The following is a 20,140-nucleotide window of genomic DNA, read 5'->3' on the forward strand; positions in this document are numbered from 1 at the left end:
CACGTGCCCGCCGCCCGGCCACTTCAGGGGTGAGGTCAGATGTCCAACGAAGAGAAACTGCGCGACTATCTCCGGCGGGTGACCGCCGATCTGAAGAAGGCCAACCGCCGCCTGCGCCAGTACGAGGCGCGGGAGCACGAGCCCGTCGCGGTCATCGGGATCGGCTGCCGGTTCCCCGGCGGGGTGCGGTCGCCGGAGGCCCTGTGGGCGCTGGTGCGCGATGGCGTGGACGCCGTATCGGACTTCCCGTCGGACCGGGGCTGGGACGTGGCGGCGCTGTACGACCCGGACCCGGACCACCCGGGGACGTCGTACGTCCGCCACGGCGGTTTCCTGTACGACGCCGCCGACTTCGACCCGGCCTTCTTCGGGATCTCGCCCCGGGAGGCCCTGGCGATCGATCCGCAGCAGCGGCTGCTGCTGGAAACCTCCTGGGAGGCGTTCGAACGCGCGGGGATCGACCCTGCGCGGCTGCGGGGCAGCGACACCGGAGTGTTCACCGGGGTCATGTACAACGACTACGCGTCCCGCCTGCGGGTGATTCCGGAGGGGTTCGAGGCGTATCTGGGCAACGGCAGCGCGGCGAGTGTCGCCTCCGGCCGGCTGGCCTACACCTTCGGACTCGTGGGCCCGGCCATCACGGTGGACACGGCGTGCTCGTCCTCACTGGTGGCCCTGCACCTGGCCTGCCAGGCGCTGCGGCGCGGGGAGTGCTCGATGGCGCTGGCCGGCGGGGTGACGGTGATGTCCACACCGGCCGGTTTCGTGGAGTTCAGCCGCCAGCGGGCGCTGTCCCCGGACGGCCGGTGCCGGGCGTTCGCGGCCGGTGCCAACGGCACCGGCTGGGCCGAGGGGGCCGGGGTACTCCTCGTCGAGCGGCTGTCGGACGCCCGTCGGCTCGGGCACCCCGTGCTGGCGGTGGTGCGGGGCAGCGCGGTCAACCAGGACGGTGCCAGCAACGGACTCACGGCGCCCAACGCCCCCTCCCAGGAGCGGGTGATCCTACGGGCCCTGGAAGGCGCCGGGCTGTCGCCGGATGAGGTGGACGCGGTGGAGGCGCACGGCACGGGGACGGTGCTGGGCGATCCGATCGAGGCGCAGGCGCTGCTGGCGACGTACGGGCGGGGGCGTGCGGTGGACCGGCCCTTGTGGCTGGGGTCGTTGAAGTCGAACATCGGGCATGCGCAGGCGGCGGCCGGTGTGGGTGGCGTCATCAAGATGGTGATGGCGATGCGGCACGGTGTGTTGCCGAGGACGTTGCATGTGGATGAGCCGTCGCCGCATGTGGACTGGTCGTCGGGTGGGGTGTCGCTGCTGACGGAGGCGCGGGAGTGGGCCGTGGAGGATGGCCGGCCGCGCCGGGCCGCCGTGTCGTCCTTCGGCATCAGCGGCACGAACGCCCACGTCATCGTGGAGGCCCCCGACCCCCCGGCCGACCCCTCGTCCGGCCTCCCGGCCGACCCGGCCGACCTGTCGATCGCCGTGGCCGGAGAACCGTCGGCCGCTCTCGCGGTGGTGCCCTGGGTGCTCTCCGGTGACACTCCCGACGCCCTGCGGGCACAGGCCCGGAGCCTGCTGACCGCGACCGCCGGGGATGCCGTGCCGACTGCCGGGGACGTTGCGTCCACTGCCGGGGATGCCGCGCCCACCGTCGAGGGCCGCGCGTCCACCGCCGGGGACGTTGCGTCCACTGCCGGGGATGCCGTGCCGGCCGTCGAGAACCCCGTGCCGGTCGCCGGGGGCTCTGTGCCGGCCGTCGAGAACCCTGTGTCGAGCGCCGGGGATGCCGCGCCCACCATCGAGGGCCGTGCGTCCACCGCCGGGGACGCCGCGTCTACCGGCGGGGGTGCCGCGTCTACCGCTGGGGGTGCCGCGTCTACGGCCGGGGACGCCGCGTCCACCGCCGGGGGCCCTGTGCTCCGTCCGCTCGACGTGGCGTTCTCGTTGGCCACCACGCGCGCCGTCCGGGAACACCGGGCCGTCGTCACGGGCACGACCGCCGACGAGTTGCGCGAGGGGCTCGCCGCCCTGGCCGACGACCGGCCCGCGCCTCAGCTCGTCCAGGGCACGAAGGCCCCCGGCGACCTCGCCTTCCTCCTGCCCGGCCAGGGGTCCCAGCGGCTGGGGATGGGCCGGGGGCTGTACCGGGACGACCCGGCCTTCGCCGCCGCCTTCGACGAGGTGAGCGGGCACTTCGCCGGGCATCTCGAACGCCCCCTCGCGGAGGTGGTGTTCGGGGACGACCCGGAGCCGCTGAACCACACCGCGTACACCCAGGCGGCGCTGTTCGCGCTGGAAGTGGCGTTGTTCCGGGGCCTGGAACGGCGCGGGGTGCGCCCCACCCGGCTGCTCGGGCACTCGGTGGGCGAGCTGGCGGCGGCGCATCTGGCCGGGGTGTTCTCGCTGGCGGACGCGTGCCGCCTGGTGGCCGCCCGTGGCCGGCTGATGGGGGAGTTGCCCCCCGGCGGGGCCATGGTCGCGTTGCGGGCCGGGGAAGCCGAGGTGCGTGCTTCGCTGAACGGACTGGCCGGGCGGGTGGACATCGCCGCCGTCAACAGCCCGTCGTCCACGGTGGTCTCCGGGGACGAGGACGCGGTCGAGGAACTCGCCCAGTCCTGGGCCGCCGAAGGCCGGAAGGCGACGCGGCTGCGGGTGGACCGGGCCTTCCACTCGCCGCATATGGACGCCGTGCTGGACCGGTTCCGGGCGGTGGCGGAGGAGGTGGCCTTCCACCCGCCGCGCATCCCCGTCGTCTCCAACCTCACCGGCACGGCCGCCGACGCCGAGGAGATCGCCTCTCCCGACTACTGGGTGCGGCACGTCCGGGGGACCGTACGGTTCGCCGACGGCGTCCGGTGGCTGGTGGACCAGGGTGTCCGGACCTTCCTGGAGCTGGGCCCGGACGGCACCCTGGGCGCCCTGGGAGACCAGTGCCTGACCGGTGGCGCGGACATCGCGTTCATACCGGCGCTCCGCACGAACCGGCCGGACGCCGAGGCGCTGACGACGGCGCTCGGCCGGCTGCACATCAGGGGCGCCGGCCCCGACTGGGAAGCGGTGTTCCACGGCACCGGGGCCCGGCGGGTGGACCTGCCGACCTACGCCTTCCAGCGCACCCGCTACTGGCTGGACGCCGAGACGACCATGCCCGAGGTGGTGCCCGCCGCCCAGCCCGCAGCCCTCGCGCCGGGCGCCGCCACGGGGGAGTCACCGCTGCGGGAGCGGCTCGCGGGGCGGCCGGCGGCCGACCAGGAGCGTGAGCTGCTGGACCTGGTGCGGCTCCAGGTGGCCACCGTGCTGGGGCACGGGTCCCCGGCCGCCGTCGGCGCCGAACGCGCCTTCAGGGACCTGGGCTTCGACTCCGTCACGGCCGTCGAGCTGCGGAACCGGCTGAACGCGGCGACCGGCCTGGAGCTGTCGTCCACCCTCGCGTTCGACCACCCCACCCCGTCCGCGCTCGCCCGGCACCTGAGGACCGAGGCCCTGGGCGGGGCGGACGAGGCTTTCGATGGCACGGGGGTCGGGGTGCGGTCGGACGAGCCCCTCGCCATCGTCGGCATGGCGTGCCGGCTGCCCGGCGGGGTGCGGTCGCCGGAGGACCTGTGGGAGCTGGTGGAGCGCGGCGGCGACGCCGTCGCCCCGTTCCCCGCCGACCGGGGGTGGGACCTGGAGAGGCTGTACGACCCCGATCCGGACCAGCCGGGGACGTCGTACGTCCGGCACGGCGGATTCCTGGACGACGCCACCCGGTTCGACGCGGACTTCTTCGGGATCTCGCCCCGCGAGGCGCTGGCCATGGACCCGCAGCAGCGGCAGTTGCTGGAGGTCTCCTGGGAAGCCGTCGAACGGGCCGGTGTGGACCCCACCTCCCTGCGGGACCGGGCGACGGGCGTGTTCATCGGCACCAGCGGACAGGACTACCTCTCCCTGGGCGGGCCCGCTGTGCGGCAGCTGGAAGGGCATCTGCTCACCGGCAACGCGGCGGGCGTGCTCGCCGGACGCATCGCCTACACCCTGGGCCTGGAGGGCCCGGCGCTGACGGTGGACACCGCCTGCTCGTCGTCGCTGGTGGCCCTGCACCTGGCGGCGAAGGCCCTCGCCACGGGCGAATGCGCCCAGGCGCTGGTCGGCGGCGTCGCCGTGATGTCCACGCCCGGCGGCTTCGTGGAGTTCAGCAGGCAGCGAGGGCTGGCGCCGGACGGTCGGTGCAAGGCGTTCGCGGCGTCCGCGGACGGTACGGGGTGGGCGGAGGGGGTGGGCGTGCTGCTGCTGACCCGGTTGTCGGAGGCGCGTCGGCGTGGGCTTCCGGTGCTGGCGGTGGTGCGGGGCAGTGCGGTCAACCAGGACGGTGCGAGCAATGGGCTGACGGCGCCCAACGGTCCGTCGCAGCAGCGGGTGATCCGGCAGGCGCTGGCGGGTGCCGGGCTGTCGCCGGATGAGGTGGACACGGTGGAGGGGCACGGCACGGGGACGAAGCTGGGCGATCCGATCGAGGCGCAGGCGCTGCTGGCGACGTACGGGCGGGGGCGTGCGGTGGACCGTCCGTTGTGGCTGGGGTCGTTGAAGTCGAACATCGGGCATGCGCAGGCGGCGGCCGGTGTGGCCGGTGTGATCAAGATGGTGATGGCGATGCGGCACGGCGTCCTGCCGCGGACGCTGCACGTGGATCAGCCGTCGCCGCATGTGGATTGGTCGTCGGGTGGGGTGTCGCTGCTGACGGAGGCGCGGGAGTGGCCGGAGACGGACGGCCGGCCGAGGCGCGCGGGTGTCTCGTCGTTCGGCATGAGCGGCACCAACGCCCATGTGATCCTCGAACACGCCCCGGATCCCGCCCCGGCCGCCCCGGCCGCCGCCGTCCCTGGGACCCCCGGGACCCCCGGGGCCCTCGGGGCCGCCGGGGCCCCCGCCACCCCTGAGGCCGCCGGGACTCCCGCCACCCCCGAGGTCCCCGCCGTCCCCGGGACCCCCAGGACCCCCGGGACCCCCGCCACCCCCGAGGCCGCCGGGACTCCCGCCGCCCCCGAGGCCGCCGGGACTCCCGCCGCCCCCGAGGTCCCTGGGGCCTCCGGGACTTCCGACGTCCCTGGGACCCCCGGGGCCGCCGGGGTCCCCGCCGTCCCCGAGGCCCCTGGCGCCTCCGGGACCCGCTCCCGGGGGGTGGTTCCCTGGCTTCTCTCCGCTCCTGGGCGGGATGCGCTGCGCGCTCAGGTCCGTACGCTCCGGGCTCACCTCCAGGGGGCGGGGCGGCACGACCACCCCCGCGACGTGGCGTTCTCGCTGGCCACCTCGCGTGCCGCGCTCGCCCACCGGGCCGTCATCGTCGGGGCCGACCGTACGGAACTGCTGCGTGGCCTGGAGACGTTGCTGGACGGGACCCCCTCTCCGGGCGTTGTCGAGGGCGCGGCCAAGGACGGGAAGGTGGCCTTCCTGTTCACCGGACAAGGTGCGCAGCGCACCGGGATGGGACGGGAACTCTACGAGGCGCACCCGGTGTTCGCGGAGGCGTTCGACGCGGTGTGCGCGCGGATCGACCTGCCCTTGCGGGCCGCGGTGTTCGGCGACGACGCGGCTGCGCTGGACCGGACCGAGGTCGCCCAGCCCGCCCTGTTCGCGGTGGAGGTGGCGCTGTTCCGGCTGCTGGAGCGGTGGGGCGTACGGCCCGACGCACTGCTGGGGCATTCGCTGGGCGAGCTGGCCGCCGCGCATGTGGCGGGCGTGTTCTCCCTGGAGGACGCGTGCCGGCTGGTGGCGGCGCGCGGCCGGCTGATGCAGGCGCTCCCCGCCGGTGGGTCGATGGTGGCGGTGCGGGCCTCGGAGGCCGAGGTCCTGGAGTCGGCGTATCTGCCGGATGGTGTCGGCCTGCCGGACGGTGTCGGCATCGCGGCCGTGAACGGGCCGTCGGCCGTGGTGCTCTCCGGCGCGGAGGAGGACATCGCACGGCTCGCCGCCCACTGGGAGGACCGGGGCCGGAAGGTGAAGCGGCTGCGGACCGGGCACGCCTTCCACTCACCGCTCATGGACCCCGTGCTCGACGACTTCCGGCGGGTGGCGGAGACCGTGAGGTACGAAACCCCCGCGATACCCGTGGTGTCCGACCTCACCGGCCGCCCCGCCGACCCGGAGGAGATCGGCACCCCGGAGTACTGGGTGCGGCATGTCCGCCATACCGTGCGCTTCCTGGACGGTATGCGGTACCTGGCCGACCAGGGCGTCCGTACCTTCCTCGAACTCGGCCCGGACGGCGTGCTCAGCGCCATGGGCCAGGACTGCCTGCCCGAGGGTTCCGACGTGGCGCTGGTGCCCGCCCTGCGCGCCGGCCGCCCCGAGGCCGAGAGCCTGTGCGCGGCGCTCGGTACCGCCCACGTCAGAGGGGCCCAGGTCGCCTGGCCGGCGGTGTTCGAGGACACCGGCGCCCGGCGGGTGGACCTCCCGGCGTACGCCTTCCAGGGCCGCCGCTACTGGCTGGACCCGGAACCGGACGCGGACGCGGAGGCGGACTCGGGCCCGGCCGCGAACACGGGCCCGTCCGCGGGCTCGGAACGGGCGCCCGACGACACCGTGGACGCGCCCTTCTGGGACGCCGTGGAGCGCGCCGACCACCAGGCGCTGAGCACCATGCTGGAGGTGGGCGACGAACAGCCGTGGAGCGCCGTGCTGCCCGCCCTCTCGGCCTGGCGGCGCGGCCGGCGGGAACGGTCCGCGGCGGACCGCCGCCGCTACCGCGTCACCTGGAAGCCCCTCGACCTCCCGCCCGCCGCCGCGCCCGCCGGCACCTGGCTGGTCCTCGTGCCCGCCGCGCTCGCGTCCCACCCGTCGGCCGAAGGAGCCGAGCGGGCGCTGAGCGACCACGGCGCCCGCACCCGGACCGTCCTGGTGACCGATGAGGCGAGCCTCGCCGAGGGGCTGGCCGCCGCGCCGCCCGGGGTGACCGGTGTGCTGTCGCTGCTCGCCCTGGACGACACCCCGGGCGAGGAGGAACCGGCGGTACCCAGAGGTCTCCGGCACACCCTCGCCCTGCTGGGGACGGTGGACGGCCGGAACATCACCGCACCCCTGTGGTGTGCGACCCGCGGCGCGGTGTCGACCGGCCCCGGCGATCCGCTCACCAGCGCCTCGCAGGGCCAACTGTGGGGCCTGGGCCGGGCGATGGCCCTGGAACACCCCGACGCCTGGGGTGGGCTCGTCGACCTGCCCGAAACCTGGGACCCCCGCGCCCGGGAGCGGTTCGCCACGGCGCTGACGGGCGGACGACAGGGCGAGGACCAGCTGGCGGTGCGGGCCGCCGGGGTGTTCGGCCGCAGGCTGGTCCGGGGCGGAAGGGTCCATGGCGGCGGAAAGGTCCATGGCGGCGGGAAGGTCCATGGCGGCGGGAAGGTCGATGACTGCGGGGAGATCCGTGGCGGCGGGAAGGACCGTGGCGGGAAGGACCGTGCCGGAAAGGGCCGTGCCGGGAAGGACCCCCGGACCCCTCGGTGGCGGCCGCGAGGCACCGTACTGATCACCGGTGGCACGGGCGTCCTGGGCGCACACGTCGCCCGTGCCCTGGCCCGTGAGGGCGCCGAACACCTGGTGCTCCTCAGCCGCCGGGGCCCGTCGGCGCCGGGCGCCGCCGCCCTGGAGGCCGAACTGACCGGCCTGGGCGCCGCCGTCACCGTGGTCGCCTGCGATGTCGCCGACCGGGACGCCCTGGCCGCCCTCGTCGACCGGGTGCGCGCGGCCGGCCCACCGGTCACCGCCGTCGTCCACGCCGCCGGAGCGGCCGAGATGCCGGACGTCCGCACGGACCTCGGCGACTACGCCGCGGTGGTGTCCGCCAAGGTCACCGGTGCGCTGCACCTGGACGAGCTGTTCGCCGACGACCCCCTCGACGCGTTCGTCCTGTTCTCCTCCATCGCCGCCGTCTGGGGCAGCGGCGGCCAGGGCGCCTACGCGGCCGCCAACGCCTTCCTAGACGCTCTGGCCGAACAGCGCCGGGCCCGCGGCCGGTCCGCCACCTCGGTGGCCTGGGGGCCCTGGGCCGAGGGCGGAATGGCCACCGACGCCGAGGACCACCTGCGCCGGCGCGGCCTGCGGCCCCTTGAGCCCCGGCAGGCGGTCGAGGCCCTGTGGGAGCTGCCGGGCGGCCCGGCCTGCGCGGTGGTGGCCGACGTGGACTGGGAGCGGTTCGCCCCGGGCTTCACCGCACTGCGGCCGAGCCCGCTGCTCGGCGACCTGGCGGAGGTGCGGCGGGCCACGGCGGACACCACGGCCACCGACTCCACCGCCCCTGACTCCTCCGGGCGCACGCTGGCCGAGCGGCTGGCCGGCGCGCCGGAGCCGGAGCGGGACCAGCTGGTGCTGGAACTCGTGCGCGAGCACGCCGCGGCGGCTCTGGGCCACCCCTCGGCCCGGACCATCGAGCCGGACCGGGCCTTCCGCGACCTGGGCTTCGACTCGCTGACCGCCGTCGACTTCCGCAACCGGCTGGCCACGGCCACCGGGCTGCCGCTGCCCGCCGCGCTCGCCTTCGACCACCCCACACCGGAGAGCGTCGCCCACCACCTGCGGACCGAAGCCCTCGACTCCGGCCCTGGCCCTGGCCCTGGTTCCGGGGCCGGCTCGGGTGAGCGGGCGCTGCGCACGCTGGAGGAGCTGGAATCCGTACTGGCGGCGCTCCCGGCCGACGACCCCGCGCACGCCACCGTCCGGGCACGCCTGCCCCGGCTGCTCGCGTCCGGCGGCGCGGACTCCTTGGCCGTACGGAGCCAACCGGCGCGGAACACGGCCGAGGGCCAAGCCCGGGACAAGGACCAGACCCAGAACCAGGACCTGGACGAGGCCACCGCGGACGACCTGTTCGACCTCATCCACCAGGAGTTCGGCAAAGCCTGACCCGGCCGGGGAAACCACGGCCGACGGCTCGATCCGAGGAGTTGCGTACCGAATGACGAACGAAGAGAAGCTCCTGGACCACCTCAAGTGGATGACCGCCGAGCTGCGGAAGACCCGGCAGCGGTTGCAGGAGGTCGAATCCGCCGAGGCCGAGCCGGTCGCCATCGTGGCCATGGCGTGCCGATACCCCGGCGGGGTCAGCTCCCCGGAGGACCTGTGGCGGCTCGTCCACGATCAGGTTGACGCGATCTCGGACTTCCCGGCCGATCGCGGCTGGGACCTCGACGCCCTCCGCTCCACCGACCCGGACGAGCCGGGCACGTCCTACGCCACCCAGGGCGGATTCGTCCACGACGCGGCAGAGTTCGACGCCGGGTTCTTCGGGATCAGTCCGCACGAGGCGCTCGCGATGGACCCGCAGCAGCGGCTGCTGCTGGAGGCGACCTGGGAGGTCTTCGAACGCGCCGGGATCGCCCCCACCTCGGTACGCGGTGCCGCGATCGGCGTGTACACCGGTACGAACGGCCAGGACTACAGCCCCCGCGCCGGCTCCGCGCCCGGAGAGCTGGAAGGACATCTGCTGACCGGCACCGCCGCGAGCGTCGCCTCCGGGCGGGTGGCCTACGCCCTCGGCCTGGAGGGCCCGGCGGTGACCGTGGACACGGCGTGCTCCTCGTCCCTGGTCGCCCTGCACCTCGCCTGCCACAGCCTGCGCAAGGGCGAGTGCTCGATGGCGCTCGCGGGCGGTGCGACGATCCTGTCCGGCCCCGGACCGTTCATCGAATTCAGCAGGCAGCGGGGGCTGTCCGCCGATGGGCGGTGCAAGGCGTACGCGGCGGGCGCGGACGGTACGGGGTGGGCCGAGGGGGTCGGTGTGCTGCTGCTGACCCGGTTGTCGGAGGCGCGTCGGCGCGGGCTTCCGGTGCTGGCGGTGGTGCGGGGCAGTGCGGTCAACCAGGACGGTGCGAGCAATGGGCTGACGGCGCCCAATGGCCCGTCGCAGCAGCGGGTGATCCGGCAAGCGCTGGCGGGTGCCGGGCTGTCGCCGGACGAGGTGGACGCGGTGGAGGGGCACGGCACCGGGACGGTGCTGGGCGACCCCATCGAGGTGGAGGCGCTACAGGCGGTCTACGGCCGGGACCGGGCGGCGGACCGGCCCTTGTGGCTGGGGTCGTTGAAGTCGAACATCGGGCACAGTGCGGCCGCCGCGGGTGTGGGTGGCGTCATCAAGATGGTGATGGCGATGCGGCACGGTGTGTTGCCGAGGACGTTGCATGTGGATGAGCCGTCGCCGCATGTGGATTGGTCGTCGGGTGGGGTGTCGCTGCTGACGGAGGCGCGGGAGTGGCCGGAGACGGACGGTCGGCCGAGGCGCGCGGGTGTCTCGTCGTTCGGCATGAGCGGCACCAACGCCCATGTGATCCTCGAACAGCCGCCGGCGCCGGCCGAGGAGCCCACGGCCGAACCCGCGGAAGGGCCGGTCGTCTGGGTGCTGTCGGCCCGAGGCGAACGGGCCCTGGCGGAGCAGGCGCGGCGGCTGCTGTCGTTCACGGAGGGCCGCTCGGACGGCCGTACGGATCCGCACCCGGCCGATGTGGGGCTGTCCTTGGCGGCTTCGCGGGCGGCGTTGCCGCATCGGGCGGCGGTGGTGGCGGACGGTATGGCGGAGCTACGCGCCGGTCTGGCGGCACTGGCGGAGGGCGGTTCGGCTCCGGGGCTGATCACGGGTGGGGCGCCCGGTGGCGGCAAGTCGGTGTTGGTGTTTCCGGGGCAGGGGTCGCAGTGGGTGGGGATGGCGGTGGATCTGCTGGGGGCTTCGCCGGTGTTCGCGGGGCGGATGGCGGAGTGTGAGCGGGTGTTGTCGGCTTATGTGGACTGGTCGCTGACCGGGGTCTTGGGGGATGAGGTTGCGTTGGGGCGGGTGGATGTGGTGCAGCCGGTGTTGTGGGCGGTGATGGTGTCGTTGGCGGCGTTGTGGGAGTCCTTCGGTGTGGTGCCGGGTGCGGTGGTGGGGCATTCGCAGGGCGAGATCGCGGCGGCGTGTGTGGCGGGTGGGTTGTCGTTGGAGGACGGGGCGCGGGTGGTGGCGCTGCGGAGCCGGGCGCTGACGGCGTTGGCTGGTGGCGGGGGGATGGTGTCGGTGGCGGTCTCGGCGGACGACGCGGTTGCGCTGCTGGGGCCGTGGGGTGGTCGGGTGGGCGTGGCGGCGGTGAACGGTCCGTCGTCGGTGGTGGTGTCCGGGGACGCGGCGGCGCTGGACGAGTTTGTCGCGGCCTGTGAGGTGGACGGTGTGCGGGCGCGCCGTATCGAGGTGGATTACGCCTCGCATTCGGCGCATGTGGAGGTGTTGCGGGAGCGGTTGCTGGAGGAGCTGAGCGGGATCGCTCCGGTGCGTTCCCGGGTGCCGTTCTTCTCCACGGTGACGGGTGACTGGCTGGATACCGAGCAGTTGGATGCCGGGTATTGGTATCGGAATCTGCGGGAGACGGTGCGGTTCGGCGCGGCGACCGAGGCGTTGCTGGCGCGGGGTTTCGGGGTGTTCATCGAGGCTAGCGCCCATCCGGTGCTTGCGGTCGGTGTGCAGGAGAGCATTGACGCGGCGGGTGCGGAGGCGGTGGCGCTGGGTTCGCTGCGCCGGGACGACGGCGGTCTGGAGCGTTTCCTGGCCTCGGTGGCGGAGGCGTACGTCAACGGCGTGGACGTGGACTGGTCGTCGCTGTTCGAAGGCGCGCGGCGGGTAGATCTGCCGACGTATGCCTTCCAGCGGCAGCGCTACTGGCTCGACAGCCACACGTCCACCGACGTGACCGAGCCCGTACGGGCCGATGAGGCCGAGACGCGCTTCTGGGACGCGGTCGAACGAGCCGACGCGACCGAGCTGGCGATGACCCTCGACGCGGACGGTGAACTGGTCGGGCAGCTGCTGCCCGCCCTGGCCACCTGGCGCCGTACCGCACGAGACCGGTCGCTCATCGACTCCTGGCGGTACCGCATCACCTGGCAGCCGCTCTCGGTCCCGTCCACCGGCCGGCTCTCCGGCAGCTGGCTGCTCGCCGTCCCGGACTCGCACCTCGACGACCCGCTGGTGGGCTCCGTGTCCTCCGCCCTGGCCGAGTCCGGCGCCCTCGTCGTGCCCCTCCCCGTGTGCTGCGCGGACGCCGACCGCGCCACGCTGGAGGGCGCCATGGCGGACGTCGTGGCGGATGCCGTGGACCAGCAGTCGGCGCCCCTGTCGGGCGTACTGTCGCTGCTGGCCCTGGACGAGGCACCGCACCCCGAACACCCGGCGGTGCCGCGCGGTCTCGCCGCTTCCCTCGCGCTGGTCCAGGCGCTCGACGGGCACCCCACGCCACTATGGCTCGCCACCCGGGGCGCGGTCGCGGCACAGCGCTCCGACCGGCTGCTCAGCCCCGTACAGGCGCAGGTCTGGGGGCTCGGCAGGGTGGCCGGTCTGGAGCACCCCGAGCGCTGGGGCGGGCTGCTGGACCTGCCCGCCGAGCCACTGGACGCCGGGGCTCGACAGCGGCTCTGCGACGTCCTCGCCGCGGCGGGTGACGAGGACCAGATCGCCGTACGCCCCTCGGGGACGTACGTCTGCAGGATGGTGCGCGCGGCGTCGGCCTCCGCCCCGGCTCCCTCGCCCTGGCGCCCGCGCGGCACCGTCCTGGTGACCGGCGGCACCGGTGCGCTCGGCGGCCACGTGGCGCGGTGGCTGGCCCGGAAGGGCGCGGACCACCTGGTCCTGACGGGGCGGCGCGGCCCCGACGCGCCCGGCGCCGACCACCTGAGGGACGAACTGACGGCGCTCGGCGCCGAGGTGACGATCGTCGCGTGCGACGTCACCGACCGGGACGCGCTGACCGCGCTCCTGGCCGAGCATCCGCCGAACGCCGTCTTCCACACCGCCGGGGTGGGCCAGCTCACACCGCTCCTCGACACCACACCGGGGGAGTGCGCCGAGGTGCTCGGCGCCAAAGCGGTCGGCGCCGCCCTCCTCGACGAGCTGCTCGCCCCGGGCGCTCCGGGCACCCCGGAGGCCGCGGAGTCCCCGGAGTCCCCGGAGTCCACGGGGGCCCCGGAGCAGCTCGACGCCTTCGTCCTCTTCTCGTCCAACGCGGGGGTGTGGGGCAGCGGTAACCAGGGCGCCTACGGCGCGGCGAACGCCTTCCTCGACGCCCTCGCCCAGCGGCGGCGCGACCGGGGCGCCACCGCCACCTCGGTCGCCTGGGGTTCCTGGGGCGGCTCCGGCATGGCGGCCGACGACGCCGCCGACGCCTATCTGCGGCTGCGCGGTCTGCGTCCGATGGACCCCGACCTGGCGATCACCGCCCTGGGACAGGCGCTGGACCACGACGAGACGACCGTGACCGTGGCGGACGTGGACTGGGCCCGGTTCGTGCCGCTCTTCACCTCGGCCCGCCCCCGCCCCCTCATCGGAGAACTCCCCGAGGTGCGGCGGCTGCTCGAAGAATCCACGTCCACAGCCACAGCCACGTCCACGGCCACGTTCACGGCCGCCGACGGCGACACGCAACCGGAGCTGCGCCGCCGGCTGGCCGCGCTCTCGGCGTCCGGCCGGACCGAGCTGCTGGTCACGCTCGTACGCGAACAGGCCGCAGCCGTCCTGGGCTACGCCGAACCCGGTGCGATACCAGTCGGACGCGCCTTCCGGGAGCTGGGCTTCGACTCGTTGACCGCCGTGCGGCTGCGCAACCGGCTGAGCGACGCCAGCGGTCTGCGGCTGCCCGCGACCCTGGTCTACGACCATCCCACGGTGGCCGCGCTGGCGGACTTCCTCCGCCACGAGATCCTGGGCGACGACGCCGCCGCCGACGCCGGGCCGGGGCCGGCCGGGCCGACGGGTCCGGTGGCGGCGGACGACCCCATCGCGATCGTGGCGATGAGCTGCCGCTACCCCGGCGGCGCCGAGTCACCGGAGGAACTGTGGCGGGTGGTGGCCGACGGGGTCGACGCCGTCTCGCCCTTCCCCACGGACCGGGGCTGGGACCTCGACGCGCTGTACGACCCCGACCCGGACCGGCCCGGCACGTCCTACGTCCGCGAGGGCGCCTTCATCCCGGACATCGGGGACTTCGACCCCGCCCTGTTCGGGATCTCCCCGCGTGAGGCGCTCGCGATGGACCCGCAGCAGCGGCTGATGCTGGAGGCGTCCTGGGAGGTGTTCGAGCGGGCGGGCATCGATCCCACCTCGCTGCGGACCACCCCGACCGGTGTGTTCGTCGGAGCGTCCGCGCAGGGTTACGGGGCCGGTGCACGGCAGGCCGCCGAGGGCGCCGAGGGCTACTACCTGACCGGGGGCGCCACCGCTGTCGTCTCCGGACGGGTGGCCTACGCGCTGGGTCTCGAAGGGCCGGCGGTCACGGTGGACACGGCCTGCTCGTCGTCCCTGGTGGCGCTCCACCTGGCCTGCCAGTCGCTGCGGCAGGGCGAGAGCTCGCTGGCCGTCGTCGGCGGGGTCGCGGTGGTGGTCAACCCCGTCGCCTTCGTGGAGTTCAGCCGCCAGCGCGGGCTGGCGCCCGACGGCCGCTGCAAGTCGTTCGCCGCCGCGGCCGACGGCACGGCCTGGGGCGAAGGCGTCGGCGTCCTGCTCCTGGAGCGGCTGTCCGACGCGCGCCGCAACGGCCACCGGGTGCTGGCGGTGGTGCGCGGCACGGCGGTCAACCAGGACGGCGCCAGCAACGGCCTGAGCGCGCCCAACGGCCCCTCACAGCAGCGGGTGATCCGGCAGGCGCTGGCCGCCGCGGGCGTGTCGCCGGACGAGGTGGACGCGGTGGAAGCGCATGGCACGGGGACGGTGCTGGGCGATCCGATCGAGGCGCAGGCGCTGCTGGCGACGTACGGGCAGGGCCGCGCGGGCGACCGGCCCCTGTGGATCGGGTCGCTGAAGTCCAACATCGGGCACACCGCGGCGGCCGCCGGCGTGGCCGGTGTGATCAAGATGGTGATGGCCATGCGGCACGGCGTACTGCCGCGAACGCTGCACGTGGACGAGCCGACGCCACACGTCGACTGGTCCTCCGGCGCGGTGTCCTTGCTCACCGACCCCGTGGACTGGCCCCACTCGGCCGGACGCCCACGCCGCGCGGGGGTGTCCTCGTTCGGCGTCAGCGGCACCAACGCCCACGTCATCCTGGAGGACGCGGCTCCGGAGGAGGCCACCGACCCCGACCCGGATTCCGCACCGCTGCTGCCGCCGCCGGTCGTTCCATGGGTTCTGTCGGCGGTCGGCGAGCAGGCGCTGCGCGCACAAGCCGAACGGCTGGGGTCGTTCGCCGCGGAACATCCCGAGACACACCCGGTGGAGACGGCCGCGTCCCTGGTGGCCTCGCGGGCTGCGTTGGAGCGGCGGGCGGTGGTGCTGGGCCGGGACCGGGAGTCGTTGTTGGACGGGCTTGGGGTGTTGGCTCGTGGGGAGTCGTCGTCTGGGGTGGTCGAGGGTGTGGTGGCGGAGGGCAAGTGCGCTTTCTTGTTCGCGGGTCAGGGGTCGCAGCGGGTGGGGATGGGGCGTGAGCTGTATGAGTCCTATCCGGTGTTCGCGGAGGCGTTTGACGCGGTGTGTGAGGGGCTGGAGCTGGAGCGGCCGCTGAAGGACGTGGTGTTCGGTGCCGACCAGGGGGTTTTGGATCGTACGGAGTTTGCTCAGCCTGCGTTGTTCGCGGTTGAGGTGGCGTTGTTCCGGTTGGTGGAGTCCTGGGGTGTGGTCCCGGATTTCGTGCTGGGGCATTCGGTGGGTGAGTTGGCTGCCGCGCATGTGGCGGGGATGTTTTCGCTGGGGGATGCCTGCCGGTTGGTGGGGGCGCGGGGTCGGTTGATGCAGGCGTTGCCGTCGGGTGGGGCGATGGTGGCGGTGGAGGCGTCCGAGGCGGAGGTGCTGGAGGGCCTGGCGGAGCGCGACGGCGTTGACGTCGCGGCGGTCAATGGTCCGTCGTCCACGGTGGTGTCGGGTGTGGCGTCGGTGGTGGAGGTGGTTGCGGCGGAGTGGGAGGCGCGGGGTCGTCGGGTGCGTCGGCTGCGGGTGTCGCATGCGTTCCATTCGTCTCTGATGGAGGGGATGCTGGAGGAGTTCCGGCGGGTGGCGGAGTCGGTGGAGTATGCCGAGCCGAGGATTCCGCTGGTGCTGAACGTTTCCGGCCAGGTGGGTGTGCCGGATGGTGCGGAGTACTGGGTGCGTCACGTGCGGGAGGCGGTCCGTTTCCACGATGGTGTCCGTGCCCTGGACGCCGAGGGCGTGGCCATGTTCGTGGAGCTGGGTCCGGATGGCACGTTGTCGGGGATGGCTCAGGACAGTGTGGCCGGGGTGAGCGTCCCGGTCCTGCGGCGTGACCGTCCCGAGCCCGAGACGCTGATGGCCGCCGTGGCCCACGCCTACGTACGCGGTGTCCCCGTCGATTGGCCTGCGGTGCTGGGAGGGCCCCGGGTGCGTCCGGTGGACCTGCCGACGTACCCGTTCCAGCGGAGCCGGTTCTGGCTGGAGCCGTCCTCCGGAGCCGATGCCGCGTCGGCCGGGCTCACCCCGGCCGGCCACCCCCTGCTGGCCGCCGCGGTCCCGTTGGCCGACAGCTCCTCGGTGGTGCTGACCGGCCGGGTGTCCCGGCACGCACAGCCGTGGGTCGCCGATCACGTGGTGCTGGGCCAGGTCTTGTTGCCGGGGGCGGCGTGTGTGGAGTTGGCGTTGCGTGCGGGGGATGAGGTGGGGTGTGACCGGGTGGAGGAGTTGACGTTGGAGGCGCCGTTGGTGGTGCCTGATGGTGGTGCGGTGCGGTTGCAGGTGGTGGTGGGTGGTGCGGATGAGGTGGGGGCGCGGTCGGTGGAGGTGTTCTCGTGCGGGGAGGGTGGTGCGTCGGGGGCGCCGTGGGTGCGTCATGCGTCGGGTGTGCTGACGGTCGCGGAGGCGGCGGTCGGCGAGGTGGCGGGGTTGGCGTGTGGGGGGCAGTGGCCGCCGGAGGGTGCGGAGCCGGTGGCGGTTGATGGGTTGTATGAGCGGTTGGCGGATCTGGGGTATGGCTATGGGCCGGCGTTCCGGGGGCTTCGGGCGGCCTGGCGGCTGGGGGAGGACGTCTTCGCCGAGGTCGAACTGCCCCCGGGCACCGATGTCGCGTCCTTCGGTCTGCACCCCGCTCTGCTCGACGCCGCCCTGCATTCGATGGGCCTGACCGCGCTTGCGGATGACGACACCACCCGCCTGCCCTTCTCATGGCGCGGAGTGTCGCTCCACGCGACCGGCGCCACCTCGGTACGGGTGCGCCTGGCGCAGACCGGGCCGGACACGGTGTCGGTGGAGATCGCGGACGCGGGCGGTCAACTCGTCGCGCGAATCGCATCGTTGGTGTTGCGCGCGGTCTCGGCGGAAAGCCTCCGGGCGCCGGGCAACGTCGGCTCCGACTCCCTGCTGCGGCTCGATTGGACCCCGTGGCCCGAGCCGAGCACCGCGTCGGCGATGTCCTTGGCCACCGTCGGCGACCTCTTCTTCGAGGTGCCGGGAACCGTCGCCTATCCGGACATCCCCGCCTTCGGTGCCGCGATCGCCTCGGGCGCGACGGCGCCGGACGCCGTACTGGTGACGCCGCCGGCGGAGGCGGAGGGCGAGCCCACGGAACAGGTGCGGGCCGCCACCGCCTGGGCGCTGGCGACGTTGCGGGCGTGGCTCGCCGACGAGCGATGCGCGACGTCCACATTGGCGATCGTGACCCGGGAAGGCATGGTCGGGGCGGCCGTCCAGGGCCTGGTCCGGTCCGCCCAGTCCGAGCACCCCGGCCGGTTCGTGCTCGTGGAGGTCGACGGGAGCGAGGAGTCCTGGCACGCGATCCCGAAGGCCATCGGGTCGGGAGAGCCGCAGCTTGCCGTTCGCCTCGGTGAGGTGGCCGTTCCACGGCTGGTCCCGGCTCAGGCCGACAACACGCTCACCGTCCCCGCGGAGGAGCCGTCCTGGCGGCTGGAGGTGGCCGCCGCGGGCACCTTGGACGGTGTGGCGCTGGTCGGCTCTCCGGCCGCAGATGAGCCGTTGGGGCCCGGTCAGGTGCGGGTCGGGGTGCGTGCTGCCGGGCTGAACTTCCGGGACGTACTGCTCACGCTCGGTGTGGTGGACCAGGAGGGGTTGGGCAGCGAGGGCGCCGGGGTCGTGCTGGAGACGGGGCCGGGGGTCGTGGGGCTGGCCCCGGGCGATCGGGTGTTCGGCCTGTTCCCGGCGTCGATCGGGTCGGTGGCGGTGGCGGACCAGCGGATGCTGGCGCGGGTGCCGGAGGGGTGGTCGTTCGCGCGGGCGGCGTCGGTGCCGGTGGTGTTCTTGACCGCGTATTACGGGCTGGTGGATCTGGCGGGGTTGGGGTCCGGTGAGTCGGTGTTGGTGCATGCGGCCGCTGGTGGGGTGGGGATGGCGGCGGTGCAGTTGGCGCGGCATGTGGGTGCGGAGGTGTGGGCGACGGCGAGTCCGGCCAAGTGGGGTGTGCTGAGGGAGCTGGGACTGGACGACGATCACATCGCCTCGTCCCGGGATCTGGAGTTCGAGGGGCGGTTCCTTGCGGCCACGGGTGGCCGGGGTGTGGATGTGGTGCTGAACTCGCTCGCGGGTGAGTTCGTGGACGCCTCGCTGCGGGTGCTGGCGGACGGCGGCCGGTTCCTGGAGCTGGGGAAGACGGATGTGCGGGAGGCGGTCGACGGGTACCGGGCGTATGACCTGGTCGAGGCCGGTCCGGAGCGGATCGGGGAGATGCTGTCCGCGTTGATGTCCCTGTTCCGGGAGGGTGTGCTGCGGCCGCTTCCGGTGACGGTGTGGGACGTACGCCAGGCGGTGGACGCGCTGCGTTTCATGAGTCAGGCGCGGCATGTGGGCAAGGTGGTGCTGACGGTTCCGGCGCCGCTCGATGGCCGGGGTGCGGTGCTGGTCACGGGTGGTACGGGTGTGCTGGGTGCGTTGGTGGCGCGGCATTTGGTGGCGGTGCGGGGTGTGCGTCGGTTGGTGTTGACCAGTCGGCGGGGTATGGCGGCGCCGGGTGCGGAGGAGCTGTGTGCCGAGTTGTCGGCCTTGGGTGCCGAGGTGTCGGTGGTGGCGTGTGATGTGGCGGACCGTGCGGCGCTGGCGGAGGCCATCGCGACCGTAGGAGACCTGTCCGGGGTGGTGCATGCGGCGGGTGTGCTGGATGACGCGGTGGTGGAGTCGCTGACGCCCGAGCGGCTGGATGCGGTGTTGCGTCCCAAGGTGGACGCCGCGTGGCATCTGCATGAGCTGACCCGTGACATGGATCTGTCGGCGTTCGTGTTGTTCTCCTCGGCGGCCGGGACCTTGGGCGGTCCGGGGCAGGCGAATTACGCGGCGGCGAACAGTTATCTGGATGCGCTTGCCCAGTACCGCAGGGCCCTGGGTCTGCCTGCCCAGTCCTTGGCTTGGGGGCCGTGGGAGCAGGTGGGTGGGGGGATGGTGGGTGGTCTGGGGGATGCCGATGTGCGGCGGATGGCTCGGTCGGGGCTGGTGGCGTTGTCGGCTGAGGAGGGTCTGGCGCTGTTCGACGCGGCGGATCGGTGCGCGTCGGCGGTGGTGATGCCGGTGCGGCTGGACCGTGCGGCGCTGCGCGAACGGGCGGACTCCGTGCCCGCCCTGCTCAAGGGACTCGCCGGCACTCCGAACCGGCGCGTGGCCGCATCGCGTCAGGACACCGACGACCTCACCCGGCGGCTTGCCGCCCTGCCCGCTGTCGAGCGTCACCGGGCTTTGGCGGATTTCCTTCGCGCGGAAGTGGCAGCCGTGCTCAATATCCCGGACAGTGCGCTCATCGATGCCGGGCGGGCGCTCAAGGATCTCGGATTCGACTCGCTCACCGCCGTGGAACTCCGCAACCGGCTGAACGCCGCCACGGGACTTCGGCTGCCCTCCACCCTGGTATTCGACCACCCCACCGTCGAGGCGCTCACCCAGCGGATCGCCGGGGAAATGTTCCCGGATAGGGAATCCGCTGAACGGTCACTCTTCGATGAGCTGGACAGTGTGGACAACGCTCTTTCCCGAGCCGCCCTGGACAATATGACCCGCGCGAAGGTGGTGGTCCGCCTCCAGGCGCTGCTCGCCAAGTGGTCCGATCCGGGCCGCGCTACTGCCGAGAGGGCCGCCGATAACGGTGTGGACGTCCTCGAGTCGGGGACGGACGAGGAAATCTTCGCCCTGATCAACGACGAACTCGGCCGGTCGTAGGGCCTGCCCCCGGCCTGTCCCCGGGCCCTGGCCGTCAGGCCCCTCGCCGCAGGTGAAGGCCGCTTC

Annotated in this window: 2 protein-coding genes; both read left to right on the plus strand. The window is 73.8% G+C overall.

Translation table 11 applies throughout. From position 1 onward, the window contains the following. Nucleotides 1-39: 39 nt before the first annotated feature. Nucleotides 40-8,871, plus strand: coding sequence for a type I polyketide synthase (locus tag N6H00_RS22940; RefSeq protein WP_268973707.1), 8,832 nt, complete (start codon nucleotides 40-42; stop codon nucleotides 8,869-8,871). A gap of 52 nt (nucleotides 8,872-8,923) precedes the next feature. Then, nucleotides 8,924-20,074 (plus strand): type I polyketide synthase, encoded by an 11,151-nt coding sequence (locus tag N6H00_RS22945; protein WP_268973708.1) that lies wholly within the window; start codon nucleotides 8,924-8,926, stop codon nucleotides 20,072-20,074. Nucleotides 20,075-20,140: the final 66 nt, after the last annotated feature.

The organism is Streptomyces sp. S465 (assembly GCF_026898115.1).
GTDB classification, from domain to species: Bacteria; Actinomycetota; Actinomycetes; order Streptomycetales; family Streptomycetaceae; genus Streptomyces; species Streptomyces luomodiensis.

Excerpts from the sequence above, each read along its gene's own strand:
- N6H00_RS22945 (WP_268973708.1), top strand. The coding sequence starts at position 8,924 with ATGACGAACGAAGAGAAGCTCCTGGACCACCTCAAGTGGATGACCGCC.
- N6H00_RS22940 (WP_268973707.1), top strand. The coding sequence starts at position 40 with ATGTCCAACGAAGAGAAACTGCGCGACTATCTCCGGCGGGTGACCGCC.